At 39.0% G+C, this 17,451-nt stretch carries 17 protein-coding genes and 1 riboswitch; of the genes, 3 read left to right on the forward strand and 14 right to left on the reverse strand.

Going from position 1 to position 17,451, the window contains the following annotated elements; translation table 11 throughout:
- Nucleotides 1-10 precede the first annotated feature (10 nt).
- The 3 genes from MHI34_RS01240 to MHI34_RS01250 form a co-directional block, all read right to left on the reverse strand.
- A complete protein-coding gene (locus MHI34_RS01240) occupies nt 11-1,051 on the reverse strand; it encodes an iron ABC transporter permease (protein WP_036128166.1) in 1,041 nt (346 codons plus the stop codon).
- Nucleotides 1,044-2,060: an iron ABC transporter permease gene (locus MHI34_RS01245; protein WP_036128167.1), complete on the reverse strand. Its 1,017-nt coding sequence runs from the start codon at nt 2,058-2,060 to the stop codon at nt 1,044-1,046. The genes MHI34_RS01240 and MHI34_RS01245 overlap by 8 nt, the downstream gene beginning before the upstream one ends.
- A 133-nt stretch (nt 2,061-2,193) precedes the next feature.
- Nucleotides 2,194-3,198, reverse strand: coding sequence for an iron-siderophore ABC transporter substrate-binding protein (locus MHI34_RS01250; protein WP_101966380.1), 1,005 nt, complete (start codon nt 3,196-3,198; stop codon nt 2,194-2,196).
- Between the two features lie 467 nt (nt 3,199-3,665).
- On the opposite strand from MHI34_RS01250, the gene MHI34_RS01255 reads away from it, so the two are divergent.
- Complete coding sequence (locus tag MHI34_RS01255; protein ID WP_036128170.1) at nt 3,666-3,974, forward strand: CotD family spore coat protein; 309 nt, start codon at nt 3,666-3,668, stop codon at nt 3,972-3,974.
- 109 nt (nt 3,975-4,083) lie between these two features.
- On the opposite strand, the gene glnA is transcribed toward MHI34_RS01255, so the two are convergent.
- From glnA to MHI34_RS01270, 3 genes are all read right to left on the reverse strand, one after another.
- Nucleotides 4,084-5,418, reverse strand: a complete 1,335-nt coding sequence (glnA, locus tag MHI34_RS01260) for a type I glutamate--ammonia ligase (RefSeq protein WP_036128172.1) — start codon at nt 5,416-5,418, stop codon at nt 4,084-4,086.
- A 55-nt stretch (nt 5,419-5,473) separates the two neighbouring features.
- Nucleotides 5,474-5,848 (reverse strand): MerR family transcriptional regulator, encoded by a 375-nt coding sequence (locus MHI34_RS01265; protein ID WP_036128174.1) that lies wholly within the window; start codon nt 5,846-5,848, stop codon nt 5,474-5,476.
- 154 nt (nt 5,849-6,002) lie between these two features.
- On the reverse strand, nt 6,003-7,256 hold the full coding sequence (locus tag MHI34_RS01270) for a methionine gamma-lyase family protein (RefSeq protein ID WP_342504448.1): 1,254 nt from the start codon (nt 7,254-7,256) through the stop codon (nt 6,003-6,005).
- Between the two features lie 349 nt (nt 7,257-7,605).
- On the opposite strand from MHI34_RS01270, the gene MHI34_RS01275 reads away from it, so the two are divergent.
- Nucleotides 7,606-8,211 carry a trimeric intracellular cation channel family protein gene (locus MHI34_RS01275; protein ID WP_101966381.1) on the forward strand — a complete coding sequence of 202 codons (606 nt, stop codon included), beginning with the start codon at nt 7,606-7,608 and terminating at the stop codon, nt 8,209-8,211.
- Between the two features lie 74 nt (nt 8,212-8,285).
- On the opposite strand, the gene cobT is transcribed toward MHI34_RS01275, so the two are convergent.
- Together cobT and MHI34_RS01285 are read right to left on the reverse strand one after the other, a co-directional pair.
- Nucleotides 8,286-9,341: a nicotinate-nucleotide--dimethylbenzimidazole phosphoribosyltransferase gene (cobT, locus tag MHI34_RS01280; protein ID WP_342504045.1), complete on the reverse strand. Its 1,056-nt coding sequence runs from the start codon at nt 9,339-9,341 to the stop codon at nt 8,286-8,288.
- 93 nt (nt 9,342-9,434) lie between these two features.
- Nucleotides 9,435-9,610, reverse strand: a riboswitch (cobalamin riboswitch).
- A gap of 72 nt (nt 9,611-9,682) precedes the next feature.
- A complete protein-coding gene (locus MHI34_RS01285) occupies nt 9,683-10,537 on the reverse strand; it encodes a DMT family transporter (RefSeq protein ID WP_342504046.1) in 855 nt (284 codons plus the stop codon).
- Between the two features lie 288 nt (nt 10,538-10,825).
- On the opposite strand from MHI34_RS01285, the gene MHI34_RS01290 reads away from it, so the two are divergent.
- The gene (locus MHI34_RS01290) at nt 10,826-11,221 is read left to right on the forward strand and encodes a hypothetical protein (protein ID WP_036128186.1); all 396 of its coding nucleotides are present in this window, start codon (nt 10,826-10,828) and stop codon (nt 11,219-11,221) included.
- Nucleotides 11,222-11,755: 534 nt separating this feature from the next.
- Here the strand turns inward: MHI34_RS01290 and MHI34_RS01295 are convergent.
- The 6 genes from MHI34_RS01295 to glpK form a co-directional block, all read right to left on the reverse strand.
- Complete coding sequence (locus tag MHI34_RS01295; protein WP_036124673.1) at nt 11,756-12,058, reverse strand: rhodanese-like domain-containing protein; 303 nt, start codon at nt 12,056-12,058, stop codon at nt 11,756-11,758.
- Between the two features lie 96 nt (nt 12,059-12,154).
- The gene (gene hfq, locus MHI34_RS01300) at nt 12,155-12,385 is read right to left on the reverse strand and encodes an RNA chaperone Hfq (RefSeq protein WP_036124674.1); all 231 of its coding nucleotides are present in this window, start codon (nt 12,383-12,385) and stop codon (nt 12,155-12,157) included.
- A gap of 97 nt (nt 12,386-12,482) precedes the next feature.
- Entirely contained in the window at nt 12,483-13,385 is a 903-nt protein-coding gene (gene miaA, locus MHI34_RS01305) for a tRNA (adenosine(37)-N6)-dimethylallyltransferase MiaA (RefSeq protein ID WP_342504047.1), read from the reverse strand.
- Nucleotides 13,372-14,289, reverse strand: coding sequence for an alpha/beta fold hydrolase (locus tag MHI34_RS01310; RefSeq protein WP_271912547.1), 918 nt, complete (start codon nt 14,287-14,289; stop codon nt 13,372-13,374). Before MHI34_RS01310 ends, miaA begins: the two co-directional genes overlap by 14 nt.
- 3 nt (nt 14,290-14,292) lie before the next feature.
- On the reverse strand, nt 14,293-15,939 hold the full coding sequence (locus MHI34_RS01315) for a glycerol-3-phosphate dehydrogenase/oxidase (RefSeq protein ID WP_036124680.1): 1,647 nt from the start codon (nt 15,937-15,939) through the stop codon (nt 14,293-14,295).
- Between the two features lie 18 nt (nt 15,940-15,957).
- The gene (gene glpK, locus MHI34_RS01320) at nt 15,958-17,451 is read right to left on the reverse strand and encodes a glycerol kinase GlpK (RefSeq protein ID WP_271912546.1); all 1,494 of its coding nucleotides are present in this window, start codon (nt 17,449-17,451) and stop codon (nt 15,958-15,960) included.

Genomic DNA, 17,451 nt, shown 5'->3' on the forward strand with positions numbered 1-17,451 from the left:
TCCTGTAGCTTTATTGATTGCGCGTTCTAAATAGTAAATAAATAAAGAATGGTGCCCCAATTGCAGCCGTAAAGACACCTGTTGGTAAATCCTTTGGTAAAAAAGCAGTGCGTGCTACGATGTCGGCTACGATAACAATCATCCCACCGATTATAGCAGTCACAGGTATCAATCCAGCAAAGGAACGCCCTACAAGCATTCTACTCATATGAGGGGCTACTAATCCAACAAAGGCAATTCCACCAGCAAATGCAACCGCAGAGCCAGCTAGCATCACACTAATGAGTAAAAAAAGTAAACGGTACACTTGAACCTTTACCCCTAGCCCTATCGCAATTTCATCTCCTAATTCCTTCACATTTACTGTTCTTGCCAAAATAAACGTTAGTGGCAATAACAGAGCAACCCATGGTAAAAGCAAATAGACATCCTGCATATTAGCCCCATACAAACTACCTGTCAGCCATAAATAGGCCTTCGTTGTTGCAGCTACATTACTGATCACAAGCAGCATCGTCACAACGGCCTTTGCTAAGGCTGAAATCCCAATACCAATAAGCACCATACGAATAGGTGTGACGCCTTTTCTCCATGACAGTAGGTAAATGATAAAGGAAACAATGCCAGCACCTAAAATAGCAGCTAACGGTAAAAATTGAATGCTGACTGACCCCATAAAGTACACGATAAAAATAATCGCCCCCATGGATGCACCACTCGTTACACCGATAATATCTGGAGCAGCAAGTGGATTACGGATAATCCCTTGTAAAATTAAACCAGCAACTCCTAGCGCTGCACCAACTAATAATGCCATCAATACACGTGGGAGCCTTAATGTATGTAAGACAAAATCGTACTCTCCATTACCATAGCCCAATAATTCCCTCACCACTGTGATAGGATGGATAAATTCACTACCTGCAGATAAACCAAGGACTGTTATGATGACTAATAATAAGCTTAATAACAGTAAAATCCAACTAGTTCTTTTGGCAATTTGAAAAGATATACGTTCAGATTTCGTTCGAACTATCCTATAATTAGACATTTTTCGCTAACCCCTTTCGTGCAATATAAATAAAGAAAGGAGCTCCGATAAAGGCAGTCATTACACCAATTGGCATTTCTAATGGCATGATCACATATCTCGCAGCCATATCAGCTAACAGCAGCAATATTGCTCCTAATACTGCACTGTACGGAATAATCCAACGATAATCCGTACCAACAAGCTGAATCGCAATATGAGGGACAATCAAACCAATAAAGCCAATTGAACCTGCTACAGCAACTGAACTACCTGCAAGAATGATAATAATGAGACCGAGTGTGATTTTCGTAATCATAGTTCGTTGTCCTAAGCCTTTTGCAATATCATCACCTGATTGTAAAATATTTATAGAACGACCCATACCTATTGCCACAACTGTGACCACTAAAATAAACGGTAAAACTGGTATAAGCATGTCAATGCTACGACCTGATACAGATCCCGCTAACCAAAAAAGAACACTTTGTAAGCCTTGTTCATCAATCACTAAAAGCCCTTGCGTAAACGAGACAAATAGAGCTGTAATCGCTGCACCAGCTAATACTATTTTAATCGGTGTTAAACCATCTCTTCCTAATGACCCTAGGAAAAATACCATAGCTCCCGCAGCACCTGCACCTAAAAAGGCAATCCACATATAGCTCATTAAAGAATTGATGGAAAAAAGAGTAATGGCACTAACAATAAAAAATATCGCCCCTGCATTAATCCCTAAAATATCAGGAGCTGCTAAAGGATTTCTTGTTAATGCCCGCATTAATGCTCCCGCGATGGCAAGACTTGCGCCAACTACTGTAGCGATCACAGCTCTTGTAAATCTCGATGTCCGAATAATAACATGCTCCTTATTAGCAGCATCAAAATGAAAAATGGCATCATAGATTGACGAGAAGGGTATGGACGTTTGACCAATAGCTATGCTGATTAAAAATGCCAGCAAAAGGATCAAACAACTGATGAATAAGCCTACTTGTTTCATCGAGGTACTGGAAAGAATAATTCTCATTTTACGCCAACTTTCTTGATCCACAATTTATCTTATGAAAGGGATTGTAGGTTTCTAATATGTCCAATCCCTATAATGAGAGGGCTGTCATTCAAGTATTCTATAACACTTTCAACAGCCCTAGTCTCTTTTACTATTTTTCTAATTCAAACTTGTCATAAATATCGTCTAGCATTAAATTAGCACTAATAAGTCCACCAGCTAGATTCCAATTAATTTCATCTACTTGATAAACTTGATTTGCCTTCACAGCATCAAGCTCTTTCCATAGCGGATGTTTTGTCCACTCTTCATAATTTTTCTTGACTGCGTCATCATTTTCCATAAACATATAAATAACATCGGCATTCATTTGTGTAATACTTTCTTTATCCGTTAGCTTCACGATTTCCAATGAGTCATCTGTTAAATTTTTAGGACCTTGGAAGCCAAGCTCTGACAATATAGAACCTGCATATCCTGTTACATAAATACGTGCATGGTCTGCTCTGAAGTTAACAACTGAAACATGGAATGGCCATTTATCGCCAAGCTTCTCTTGAATTTTTGTTTGGAAATCAGCAACTCGCGTATCCCAATCTCCTAGTAACTCTTTCACCTTTTCTTCCTGATCCATTGCTTGACCCATCATTTCAGCTGTTCCCTTGAAATCAAAAACCGTTTCATGAGCAACAGTCGGTGCAATTTGTGATAACTGATCATAAATTTCCTCATGACGCACTTTCGATGCAATGATTAAATCTGGTTTAAGTTTTGCAATTTCTTCAAGATTAGGTTGCGTTTCTTGTCCAACAATCGCAACGCCATCTAAATCTTTTTTCAAATAATTATAAAAAGGTGCTTCAGCCCAAGATTCTACTGCCCCCACTGGCTTAATGCCCATCGCTACTGCTACATCTGTAGCCCCTTGGTATAGCGTAACGATTTTTGTAGGTGTTCCTTCAATTGTGGTAGTTCCCATAGCATGTGTAATCTCACGGCTAGAAGATTCTTCTGTGTTACTTTCTTCTGCTTTGTCATTTTCTTGCGAACTACCGTTCGATGCTTTATCTCCACATCCCACCAATAAAAGCGAGAATGTTAAGAATAGCGCAAAAAGAATAGAAACATTTTTATTGCGTAGTGATAATTTCGACATACATTTCCTCCTAAAATATAATCAATAATGATATTCATTATCAATTAAAGAGTATACTGTACGACCGTTTTATTGACAATATCTTTTTTTTCAAAAAACATACTTTTTTAATAATTTTTTATCTTGATTAGCCTACAACTCCCTCCCATATAGTTTAGAAGGTGTAGGATTTTTGTATTTATTATGAAAATTTCGTCGCAATGATGCTGAGGTGTAATAGATAATTGACTAAAATTCATGGCATTTATTTAAAACAATAGCTCTAAGCAATGTCATTTTGATGTTGGGAGAGGCTTTCAGTAGCTGCTTCTTTCACCCAATATGTATCTAACCAGCTATAGATTTTCTACCATTTCAGCGACTTGTTAGATTTACCTATTCAATAATAGGCAAATAAATAGACCCTATCGACGTATATCTCATATCTTAATAATGAACTACAACTTATCAAAACAGGAGGTAATAACATGTTTCAACGAAGACGCCATCCGGCAAAAGGTCCACACTGCTGTCCGCCACAAACAATGCCAACGCAATTTGATCCACCACAATTTTTACCACCAGAGCAATATGTTCGCACAAATTATATCCATACGGTTGTTCCACATGTACAACCAGCACATGTCACAACAGTAAATAAACATATGATTGATCATCAATACTATTTCCCATGCACAGAGTCTGTTGTTAATGAATGCTGTGAAACACATACAATGTGCGGTATGCCACCTAACCCTTGTCATATGCCACACCATCGTAAACATATGGGCCGTTAACAATAACGATGGGGTGCCATGCTGCCCTATCATGCTCTGGAACTATAGACAAAAAAACGAGTACCTTCCAAGTGAAGAGGCACTCGTTTTTTTATATTTTTATTAATTCTTAGTACATTTTTAAATATTGATCGCGTTCCCATTGATGAACGGTTGTACGGTACATATCGAACTCGATTTCTTTTGCTTCTTTAAAGTTTGCGTAAATATGCTCACCTAAAGCTGCTTGCGCTACTTTATCTTTAGCAAGTAATGTTAAAGCATCATCAAGTGCTGCTGGTAAGTTTTCAATACCATTAGCTTGACGCTCTTCTTCCGACATCACATAGATATTGCGATTAATAGCTGCTGGTGGCGTTAAGTTTTGACGAATACCTTCAAGACCTGCCTCTAAAATAACAGCCATTGCTAAATATGGGTTTGCTGAAGGGTCCACAGAACGTACTTCTACACGAGTTGAAAGTCCACGTGCTGATGGGATACGAATTAGTGGTGAACGGTTTTGCGCAGACCATGCTACATAACATGGTGCTTCATAACCAGGTACTAGACGTTTATAAGAGTTTACTGTTGGATTTGTTACAGCTGTGAAACCTTGTACATGTGCAAGAACACCCGCCATGAATTGCATAGCTGTTTCAGAAAGACCTAATTCTGTAGCTTCATCATAGAATGCATTTTCTTTACCTTTAAATAGTGACACGTTAAAGTGCATACCAGAGCCTGCTTCACCAAATAATGGTTTTGGCATAAATGTAGCGTGCAAGCCATGTTTACGTGCAATTGTTTTAACAACTAATTTGAAAGTTTGAATGTTATCACAAGCTGTAACAGCATCGGCATATTTAAAGTCAATTTCGTGTTGTCCTGGAGCTACTTCATGGTGAGATGCTTCAATTTCAAAGCCCATTTCTTCTAGCTCTAATACGATATCACGGCGGCAGTTTTCACCAAGATCTGTTGGAGCTAAGTCGAAGTAACCACCATGGTCATTTACTTCTAACGTTGGTTCGCCTTTTGCATCTAATTTGAATAAGAAGAATTCTGGCTCAGGCCCTAAATTGAAGCTTGAGAAGCCCATATCTTCCATTTTTTTAAGAATACGTTTTAGGTTGTTACGTGGGTCACCAGCAAATGGTTCGCCTTTCGCAGTGTATACGTCACAAATGAGACGTGCCACTTTCCCTTTTTCAGAAGTCCAAGGGAATACTACGAAAGTATCAAGATCAGGATATAAATACATATCAGATTCTTCGATTCGAACGAAACCTTCAATAGATGAGCCATCAAACATCATTTTGTTTTCTAATGCTTTGTCTAATTGACTTACAGGAATCTCAACATTTTTGATTGTGCCAAGAATATCTGTAAATTGTAAACGAATAAAGCTTACGTTTTTTTCTTCGATGAGACGTTTAATGTCCTCTTTTGTGTATTTACCCACAGTTTTCCACACTCCTATAATTTGTCTAGCTTTTATGTTTACCCTACCCTATTTATTAATAGAATCGAGATAAATCCCCTCGTCGGATGGATGATTTTTGCATGCGCTGAGCTTGACGCATTTCTTCGCGCATGATTTGGCGTAATTCTGAATCACTTAAATCTTGTTCATCTGTAGCAACAGGATCTTTCTTTTTAGCAAATAATTTTTTAATCTTCGCCATATTCATACCCTGCTCTAAGTAGTCTTTAATTTCAAGCAATGTGTCGACGTCATTTAATGAAAACATTCGACGATTGCCTTCTGTTCGGTGCGGCTCAATTAAATGGTGTTCTTCATAATAACGAATTTGTCGTGCCGAGAGTTCAGTTAATTGCATCACAATACTCATTGATAATAACGGCATAGTTCGTCTAATTTCACGACTCATTTAAGTCCTCCTCCAATACCCGCTTATCATATAACGAAATTTTTTCACTGTCAACCAACCATGTGAGGTTTCCTAACATGTAAGGCGTTATTTTTTTCAATCCGATAGAAAATTGTAAAAAACTATTCAAATTTAAGGTTTATTTATTTTCATATTACTTTTTTTGAATGGCTTGAACAGCACTACAAATAGCAAATTTAACATGTTCATATGTTAGTCCACCCTGGATAAAGGCTGTATATGGTGGACGGATTGGACCATCTGCTGTCAGCTCAATGCTGGAGCCTTGAATAAATGTTCCCGCAGCCATAATGACATCATCTTCATAACCAGGCATATAAGCTGGTTCTGGAGCATAATGGGCATTTATTGGAGAATTGGCTTGTATTTCACGACAGAAGGCAATCATCTGCTGTGCAGTTTGGAAGGAAACGGATTGGATTAAATCCGTACGATTTGCATCATAGCTTGGAGAAGTGCTCATTCCGATTTCCTCCAGCATAGCTGCTGTAAAGATCGCACCTTTTAAGGCTTGTGATACGACATGTGGGGCTAGGAAAAATCCTTGATAAAAATCTCCTAATGTATTTAATGTTGCCCCTGCCTCTGCCCCAATACCTGGAGATGTCATACGATACGCACATTTCTCTACTAAATCTGCACGGCCAGCAATATAGCCACCAATTTTCGCCAATCCTCCACCAGGGTTTTTAATGAGTGAGCCTGCCATTAAATCAGCACCAACCTCTGTTGGTTCCTTCGCCTCTACGAACTCACCATAGCAGTTATCTACAAAAATAACGGCATGTGGGGCTAATTTGCGCACCTTTTCGCACATATCAGCAATTTCTGCAATCGTAAAGGATGGACGTGTCGCATAGCCTTTCGAACGTTGAATGGCAATCATTTTTGTTTGCGTAGTAATGGCTGCTTCTACACCTACCCAATCAATTGCTTTATTTTCCACTAAATCCACATGTCGATAGCCTATTTTATAATCTTTCAGTGAACCGGTATCTTTGTTACCACCATCGACAATGGATTGCAATGTGTCATATGGCTGACCAGAAATATAAAGCAGCTCATCACCAGGACGAAGGACACCGAATAGACTAAGCGTGATTGCATGTGTTCCTGAAATAATTTGTGGTCGTACAATGGCAGCCTCCGCCCCAAAAACTTCCGCATAAACACGCTCTAAATTATCGCGTCCCTCATCGTCATAGCCATAGCCATTGGATGGATGTAAATGATAGTCACTTACTTGATGCTTGCGAAATGCTGCTAGCACCTTCTGTTGATTATAAAACGCCATTTCTTCTACCTTTGCATGATAGGGTCGAACTTGCTCCTCTATTTTTGACGCTAAGGATAGCGTTTGTGCTGATAAATTAGATGTAAACGTCATTCTTTTCTTCTCCATTTCACAATTGTCCCGCATTTCAATCAGTAAGATCTATCGACTCTCTAAATTGACTTCACTCATTCTAGAATTCCCTAAATAACTACTGGTATATCAACGCTTTTGACGAATGTTTTTCTTTATTTCAATAACATCTTATCAATTTGTATGAACCCCTGCAAAACTTGCCTATTGTTTCTAAGCGAATTTTACGCTAAGCTAATGTGCGGACTTACTTCAAGAAGCGTATGTAATGACTGATTTTGGCTATTAAATTCATAGATTCTGTTACGTCAAAAAAAGTCTTTTAACTTTTAAAAAAGAAGTTCATTTATTGATAGAAGGGGTGAAAGGGATGGCTTGGGAGGTTTTTAGTATTATTGGAACAATTGCCTTTGCTATTTCTGGGGCAATCATTGCCATGGAAGAAGAATACGATTTATTCGGTGTATATATACTCGGTATTGTCACTGCTTTTGGTGGAGGAGCTATTCGAAATTTACTCATCGGACTGCCTGTCACAACCTTATGGGGACAGGATATGATGTTTCAAATTGCACTAGCTGCGATTACGATATTTTTTATCTTCCCGCATCATTTGATTCAGCATTGGCATCGTTGGGGCAACTTCACAGATGCCATTGGCTTATCCGCATTCGCTATTCAAGGTGCACTCTATGCAGTGAAGCTAGATATGCCAATTAGCGCAGTCGTTGTAGCTGCTGTTTTAACAGGTTCAGGTGGTGGTATTGTGCGAGATTTATTAGCTAGACGGAAGCCGCTAGTTCTCCGTGATGAAGTCTATGGTGTTTGGGCTGCTCTCGCAGGGCTTGTTATCGGATTTGAAGTTTTGACTGGAGACATTTTCCTTTATGTATTATTTGCAGTGATTACAGCATTACGCATTCTTTCCTATATGATGAAGTGGCGTTTGCCTTTGCGTAAGTTGAATCGGGCATAGATACTGTAATTGATAAAAAAATGAATAAGCGCAAAGAGTTCATTAACTATTTGCGCTTATTTGTTATTCAGTAACTATTTAGCCAAAAGATTCATGGCTTCTTCTAATGTCACCATATTTTTCATCATAGAACAAGCGGCATCTAAAAGAGGAAAGGCTAGAGCAGCACCAGAGCCTTCGCCTAATCGCATGTTCATATGCAGCATTGGCTCTACACCAAGTAATGATGCGGCAATTTTAGCCCCTGGTTCCTCTGAAGCATGGGAAGGTATGATAAAGTCTTTTACTTTCGGTTCAATTTGATAAGCAATAAGCGCAGCAATAGTCGAAATAAAACCATCAATAATAACAGGTTTTCGGTGACTTGCGGCAGCCAGCATGATACCAGCCATAGCCCCTATCTCTAGCCCTCCAACTTTAGCTAGAACATCAATGATATCGTTAGGATTGGGGTTGTTGAGAGTAATTGCTTTTTCAATTACTGCTGCTTTATGAGCAATCCCTCCTTGACCAACTCCTGCGCCAAACCCTGTTATTTCAATAGGGTCATAGCCAGTCAAAGCAGCTAATATGGCAGTGCTCGGCGTTGTATTACCAATGCCCATTTCACCTGTTCCAAGTAAGTTGGCTCCTTTTGTGATTTCATCTGTTGCCACATGAATCCCCACTTCAATGGATTGAATAGCCTCTACTCTTGACATAGCAGGGCCCTGTGCCATGTTATCTGTGCCATGTTTAATTTTATGAATGATAACACCTGCATCAAGCGGAATATCTTCTTTTACCCCAACATCTACTGTTACTACCTTTGCATTGGTAATGCCCGCAATCGCACAAACGCCTGTACCTCCCTTAGGAAAATTTAATGTTTGAAAGACCGTAACATCTTGTGGATTCGTTGTTATGCCTTCCTCACAAACGCCATGATCTGCTGCACAGACAATCATCACTTTTTTATCGACCATTGGATATAATTGTCCTGTTATGCCTGAAAGCTGTACGGCAAGTGATTCTAGTTTACCCAAGCTACCTGGGGGCTTACAAAGCGCATCAATTCGCTTTCTAGCTTGGTCCATACTATTCATATCAGCCCCTTGGATATTTTGAATCGTGTCTTGTAATAATTGCATTATTGTTTCTCCTCTCGTTCTACATGAAGACAAAATAAAAAGTCTGTAGTTTATTGTCATGACAAATAAACTACAGACTTTTCCATCATCTATATACTTCTGAAGCAAGTAGGCAGGTCTCCTGGCTTAGTTCAACATATCATCGTGCCTTCCCAGCGATTCGCTAGTGGCATTTACGATGACATTCCCTTATACAGTGGCAGGTCCGCTAAAGTTTTTCACTTTATTCCCTATTCTCCCTATTGGGCACCTAATGCTTTTATTAAACTATTTATAATCTACGACAGCGTATTTTTTCTGTCAATATTAGAATACTCGCCTTGTACCATTTCTTCGGTTACCTATTCTTTTTCTATTTCGCTTAGCAATGTTGAGCCTAATAATAGGACCGCTCCTATTATTTGTAGAAGCGCCATTTTTTCTCCTATAATCATCGTGGAAATTACTAATGATGTCAGTGGATCAATATAGCTAAGAATGGCTATACTTTGTCCTTTTAACTGTGACATGCCTAAAAAGAACAATAAAAATCCAACCCCTGCATGGACAATGCCTAATGTAATTAAGAATAGGACTGATTCAAAACTGATTTTCATGACCTGAAATCCTGTAGTTCCAAGTAGATAGAAGCTAAGGAAAAATGCTGCTAAAGAAAGTTGAATCATTGTATTTTCTGGTTCCTTTAAGCCGCATATAAATTTATTTGTCAATGTTAGCGCTGTGTAAAAGCATGCCGCGATAAGACCGTAGACAATGCCTATAAAATGCTCACTGTCCCCAGTGCCTTGACTTTGGACAATCAAATATAGTCCGATAAGGGCCACACAGACATACATTATTTTTCTGCCAACTAGCTTCTCTTTTAAAATAATTGGAGATAAGCAGATAACGAGTACTGGTGCAAAATAATAACTCAATGCAGCATTGGCAATCGTTGTTGCTTTATAAGCCTGAAATAAAAAAATCCAGTTCCCACACAAGGCGATACTAGAAAGTATTAATTTCCACTTATTTTTTATAATCTCTAATTTCGAAAAATTCCCCTTTTTATAAATAAAAATCACTACTAAAAAACAAGCACCTATTAAACTCATCCAAAAAGCAATTTCACTTGAAGTTAACGGAATATACTTGGCAAAAACACCAACTGCTCCAAAAATAATCATGGATAATACAAATGCTAATTTTCCGCTCATTACAAATTCCTACTTTCTACGTATAAAGTATTAACCTATACAGTAGAATCTATTGAAAATGAGCAAACTGTTATTGTATGCCTAAACAGTAGATTCTACTGTAAAGACATTGTTGGGGGTGCTATTGAACGAAACATACAAAATCCCTCCTTCACCTACTTAATTGTAACATATTTCTGAAAATTAAAGAGTAAGTTTTATAAAGAAAGGGATCACTAATCCCTTCATAATATTACGAGTATGTATAATGTAAGGTAGGTCATAAATTTTCTTTGAGGAGGAATTAGGATGAATGCAAGAGAATTGAGAAATGCCATTGCGGAGACTTGTGAAAATTATGATAGTCACTACGCTCAGTTAGTGAAACCAATCAATCAGTTATTAATGAATGTCGATGCTAGTATAAGTAACGAAACAGCGAATATAATCATCGAAAATTTGAAGTTATATTATAGCGGGGATAAATACATGACGGAATGTCACTTCGATGAGAGTGAAAATTTCTTAAAAGATGGTCTTGAACTTCTTCAAAAGGGGGATCTTGCGAATGGTGCTTTACAAATATATGGTGCTGGTTTAAATTTTTCCAGTTATGCTTTAAAGGTTCGTGGGCAAAAAAATGTGAATCCGTATATTAACTTTGAAAAAAATTTCAGCCTCATCATGAACACACTCCGAAAATAAGTATATAAAAAAGGTGATATCAATGATAGAAACAGCCACTTTGAAAAGCGAGAGGTTGATTTCCGTTCCACCAGCGTCCTTTCAGGGGGCGTCCGATGATGAGCCGCTTCACTCACTGCGTTCGCTCCAAGGTCCCCTCTGTGACACTAAATCCCCTAGGAGTGACACTGGCTCCACTCCAATCAACCATATGTAAAAGTGGCTTTTCCTTCTCTTTCATACGAACCGTAGTGAACAAAATAGCCCATTATTTGTCTGATGAGAGAAAGGATAGCCCTTTATTTTCAATGTGAAGAAGTGGTAAGTAACAACACCCCTCCATAAAGAGTAGTGAATACCTTTGCTAAAAAGGTACCATTTTTATGCATTGGAATGGAAGGCTACTTGACTCCCGTGGGATAGTGAGACAGGCGAGCCTCTGCACGGAGGAAGCGGCTCGGCGCTCGCCCACAGGAAAGCAAGTAGCCTGCAACGGAAATCCATTTTCACCCTTCACAAAAATGCTATGGATGGTTTTATTTTTCATTTTGGCATTTATTTAAATTCTAATTCCCCATCGTAAGCTAGCATGCCGCCTTCAAGATTTGTTACATCAAATCCTTGCGCTTCTAAATAAGCACATGCATTAGCAGAACGAGCACCAGCCTTACAAACAACAATATATGGCTTTTCTACGTCTAATTCCTCTAAACGTTCCGGGATTGTCCCAAGGGCAATGTGCTTGGCACCAGGAATCATGCCGTGTGCTACTTCATCCTCTTCACGTACATCAATAATATATAGGTCCTCATTTGCATCTAATCGTTCTAGTAATTGTGTTGTTTCCATTGATTTCATGAACTTTTTTCCTCCAAAATTTCAAATTCCACTTACATTATAGCTTGTAACAAAAAAAACAGCCAGTGTGGTGAACACAAGCTGTTTAACAATTTTTTATCCTTCTGTCTCTAAAAACTCTATTTGTTTTGCTGGAACGAATGTAGAAATGGCGTGCTTGTAGATTAGGTGCTGCTTATTTTCAGCATCCATTAATAAAACTGTAAAATTGTCATATGATTTCACAGTCCCTTTTAACTGAAATCCATTTAACAGAAATACAGTTACAAAAACACTGTTTTTACGTAGTTGGTTCAAGAACGTATCTTGCAAGTTGATTGATTTCATCAAATAGCCTCCCCACTAACTTTCTACCTCTTCACTCCTATAGTAGCATGTTCTACCAATTTATCAATTAGTAATTTTTAGAAATTTTTCTTAATTATTATAATTGTTCATCCGTCGTAATAAAATGGACATCCATTTTATTGCGAAAATAGGTAAGTTGTCTTTTTGCATAGCGGCGTGAATTTTGTTTTAAGCTATCAATAGCTTCTTCGAGGGTACATTTGCCATCCAAATAATCATACAATTCCTTATAGCCAATTGCTTGTATGGACTGCACATTTCGAATATTTTGCTGCCATAAACCTTTGACCTCTTCTAAAAGGCCATTGTCCATCATTAAATCAACACGACGGTTAATGCGGTCATAAAGCACTTCACGGGTCATATTTTGACCTAACCCCAAAATGACATGCTTATAGAGAGGTACTTCCCCTCGGTTTTGTGCTTCAGCTGCTTTGGATACACCGCTTAATTCCAGCATTTCTAATGCACGAATGACACGACGCGTATTGTTTGGATGAATCGTCTCCGCTGTTTGAGGGTCTAGTTGTTTTAATTTATTATGCATTGCCTCAGGGCCAAGCTTTGCTAATTCATCATAGTAGGCTTTTCGTGCTTCCTCATCAACTTTCTCATCAGTAAATTGGAAATCATAGAGGACCGCTTGTACATATAAGCCTGAGCCACCTACTATAATGGGTAATTTTTGTCGAGATTGGATTTCTGCAATTTTTGCTCGGACTAATTTTTGATAATCCGCTACTGAAAAAGATTCTGTCGGCTCTAAAAAACTGAGTAGATGGTGTGGTACGCCCTCCATCTCTTCTTCCTTAATTTTAGCAGTCCCAATATCGAGTCCTTTATAAATTTGCATGGAGTCGCCATTAATGACTTCACCGTTATATTTTTTCGCCAGTTCAATGCTTAAAGCTGTTTTACCAGAGGCAGTTGGTCCTACAATCGCTACGACCTCTGCCTGCTGTAATTTAGTTTCTATCATATTTTTCTAACCACCGTAATAATACTTGAAAGACCGCTTCTTGATTGTCTTCATTTAAAATTTCATGCCGTTTGTCCTCAAATAAATAAACCGTTACATCTTTTACTCCTACTGTTGCCAATTGTTCAGCAACTGTGTAAACGCCCAGCCCCTGTTCGCCAACCGGGTCTTTACTTCCGCTTATCAAGAGAATAGGAAGATTTTTTCTTATTTTTGCTAATTCTTTTTTACGATTAAGTGTTGCAAAGCCCGTTGTTAAATCGACAAAAAATTGATTGGTTGGAATAAAGCCACAATATGGGTCATCTATATACTTCTGCACCTCTTGTTGGACAGAACATAGCCAGTCATAGGCCGTCTTTGGATTTGGAAACTGTTTATTAAAGCTACCAAAACTCAATTGATTTAGCAGCTTACTTTCAGTTTCTTTCCCTAGCCCCTTAGCTAATACCTTGGCTACGATATTTCCAACAGTATGCAGGGCTGTCACATTTCCCGTACCACAGAGAATAACATTGTCTACTTGTTCACCATACAGTTGAATATATCGTCTAGTAATGAATGACCCCATACTATGACCAAAAATAATGAATGGTACATTTGCATAAGGTGCATGTAATTGCGTGACCACTTCATGGGCATCTTCTACCACACGCTCAAAGCCGTTCTTTTCAGCAAAAAAACCTAACGTGCCATTATAGGCCGCCGTTTCACCATGACCACGATGATCGTGCATCGTCACAGCATAGCCTGCCGCATTGAGTGTTTTAGCAAATGTTAAATAGCGACCACTGTGCTCTGCCATACCATGCAAAATGTGAATATGACCAATACATGGCGTTGTGGGCTCCAATGTTCGAGTAAAGACAAAATGTCCATCCGACATTTGAATATAACGCTCCATCCCTTACTCCCCTTTTTTCACAAAATTTGTTGCATCCTTAATGGCTTGCTCTAATTCAGCCATATACTTGTGTTTTTGTTCCTCCGTATAATTCAAGTGTTGTTGCATCACTTGAATTACTTGCTGCTTATAAAGCTTGACAGCCTCAATATCGAAGTAAAGCAAGCCTGTACGACGAATAAAGAAGTCGCTCGGTGTATAGACCATTTCCTCTTCCATGCCATACAGTAGCATAGCGTGTAAAGCTAGAGGCATTGTACTGCCATGTTCATGTAAAAATTTAACACGATTAAATAATCCATCTACATTTGTGCCATACTTTTGTACAAGCTGTTTGGCTTCATCATAATTTAAGCCGTATTGTACACCTTCTCGTGCTTTATAAGCCATATAGTCAGGGAAATTAATCGCGTTGATTCCTTTTGCACCAGACAGTGAGAGCTCACGTGTTAAACAAGCACTTGCATGCTTATAGCGACGAGCTTTTACAATTTTATCGACAATTGTTTCAGCCATTTGACGATAGCCTGTGAGCTTACCGCCAGCGATTGTCATTAAACCACTTGGCGCTGTCCATATTTCATCTTTCCTTGAAATTTCAGAAGGGTCCTTTCCTTTTTCATAAATGAGCGGGCGTACTCCTGCCCAGGATGATTCAATCGTTTCTCTTGTAATAGTAGCAGTTGGAAAGACTTTTTTAGCAGCCTCAATTAAATAATCTACATCTTGCTGTGTAGCAACAGGGTGTACAAGATTTCCCTCAAAGACTGTATCCGTTGTCCCTATATAGGTTTTGTCATCTCGCGGAATTGCAAAAGCCATACGCCCATCAGGAATATCAAAATAAACAGCTTGCTTCAGTGGAAAATCCTTTTGGTTGAGGACAATATGAACGCCTTTTGTCAGACGTAATTGCTTGTTATCTGTTACTTTATCCTTGTGTCGTACGTCATCTACCCAAGGGCCTGTAGCATTGACAATTTGTGCTGCATGTACATCGAGTATTGTTCCCGTAACATGATCCTTCACTTTAATGCCAACAAGCTTTTTCTTTTTGTAGATAAATTCCGTCATCTCTGCATAATTGAGACACAATGCTCCATATTCTGCAGCCTTTTTCAATACTTCAATCGTCAGACGTGCATCATCCGTACGATATTCAACATAATACCCTCCACCCACAAGTCCATCTTCATTAAGTAAAGGTTCTAATGCTAGGGTTTCTTGGACGTTTAACATTGTTCTACGTTCATGTTTTTTGACACCCGCCAAGCGGTCATAAACCTTTAATGCTATAGATGTTGTAAACGGACTAAGTGAGCCCTTCTTATATAAAGGTAATAGCATTTTTTCAGGCGTTGTGACATGAACCGCATTATCATAAACGATTTCACGTTCACGCCCCACTTCCGCTACGACACCCACATCAAATTGCTTTAAATAACGTAGGCCACCGTGAATCAGCTTGGTTGAACGGCTCGACGTACCAGCTGAAAAATCCTGCATGTCAATTAATGCGACAGAAAGGCCTCTTGATGCGGCATCTAATGCAATTCCTGCACCTGTAATACCACCACCAATGACTAATACGTCAAAGCTATAGTGCTCTAGATAATATAAAATTTTTGGACGATGCTCAAATGAAAACATACCTTTCTCCCCCAATAGCTATGATTTAAAAATTCGTGTGGCCTCTACAGCCTTTTGCCAGCCAGTATAAAGAGCTGTGGCTTGCTCGTCCTCCATTTGTGGTTGGTAGGTTTGGCCACTCATCCATAATGCAGATAAGGTCTCTTGGTTTGGCCAAAAGTTTGTGGCAAGACCTGCTAAATAGGCTGCACCTAGTGCTGTTGATTCATTAAGCTGTGCTAGCTCAACTTGTAGCTGTAAAACATCACTTTGGAACTGCATTAAAAACTGATTTTTAACAGCCCCACCATCGACACGGAGTACTTCAATCGGGGTACCCGCTGCTTCTTCCATTGCATCCAGTACATCCTTTGTTTGATAGGCTAATGATTCAAGTGTTGCCCGGATGAAATGCTCTTTTGATGTTCCTCGTGTTAAGCCAAAAATGGCACCCCGAGCATCTGTATCCCAATAAGGAGTTCCTAGACCAACAAAGGCAGGGACAATGTAGACACCATCCGTGTTCTTCACCTTTTTAGCATAGGTTTCGGAATCCTCAGCAGTACGAATCATACGTAGCCCATCTCGTAGCCATTGGATTGCTGACCCTGCTACAAAAACACTACCTTCTAATGCATAGGTCACTTTTCCATCTATCCCCCAAGCAATAGTCGTCAGTAAACCATTTTCAGAGGTCACTGCTTGCTGGCCTGTATTTAATAGCATAAAACAGCCAGTACCGTAAGTGTTTTTAGCCATTCCTTTTGTAAAGCAAGTTTGACCAAAAAGAGCGGCTTGTTGATCACCTGCAATCCCTGCAATCGGAATTTTTTCACCAAAGAAAATACTTGGTGCTGTTTCCGTGTATATTTCAGATGAATTTTTCACTTCAGGTAACATTGACATTGGAATAGCTAAAAGCTGACAAAGCTCATCATCCCATTGCAATTCATGAATATTGTAAAGCAATGTTCGAGCTGCATTTGAATAGTCGGTTACATGAGCCTTTCCTTTTGATAATCGCCAAACAATCCAAGAATCAATCGTCCCAAATAGCAAATCTCCATTGTTTGCCATTGCGCGTGCGCCATCCACATTGTCTAAAATCCATTTAATTTTTGTTGCAGAAAAATAAGCATCTAGGCGTAGCCCTGTTTTTTGCTGAAAAAGCTCTTCATGGCCTTGATCTTTTAAGGTATTCACAATGTCCTGTGTTTGGCGCGATTGCCAGACAATCGCATTGTAAATGGGCTGACCTGTCTTTTTATCCCATACAACTGTCGTTTCGCGTTGATTGGTAATACCAATGGCATGTACCTCACTTGCTTCGTGCCCACTTTCGGTTAAGACCGCCGCAATAACGGCTAGAATAGAACCCCAAATTTCATTTGCATTATGCTCTACCCAGCCAGCCTTCGGAAAAATTTGCTGAAATTCTTTTTGTGCGACATGAACAATTTCACCTTTTTTATTAAATAAAATAGCCCTTGAACTTGTCGTTCCTTGATCAATCGCTAAAATAAATTCGCCCAT

The organism is Lysinibacillus sp. FSL L8-0126 (genome assembly GCF_038630385.1).
Taxonomy (GTDB): domain Bacteria; phylum Bacillota; class Bacilli; order Bacillales_A; family Planococcaceae; genus Lysinibacillus; species Lysinibacillus fusiformis_D.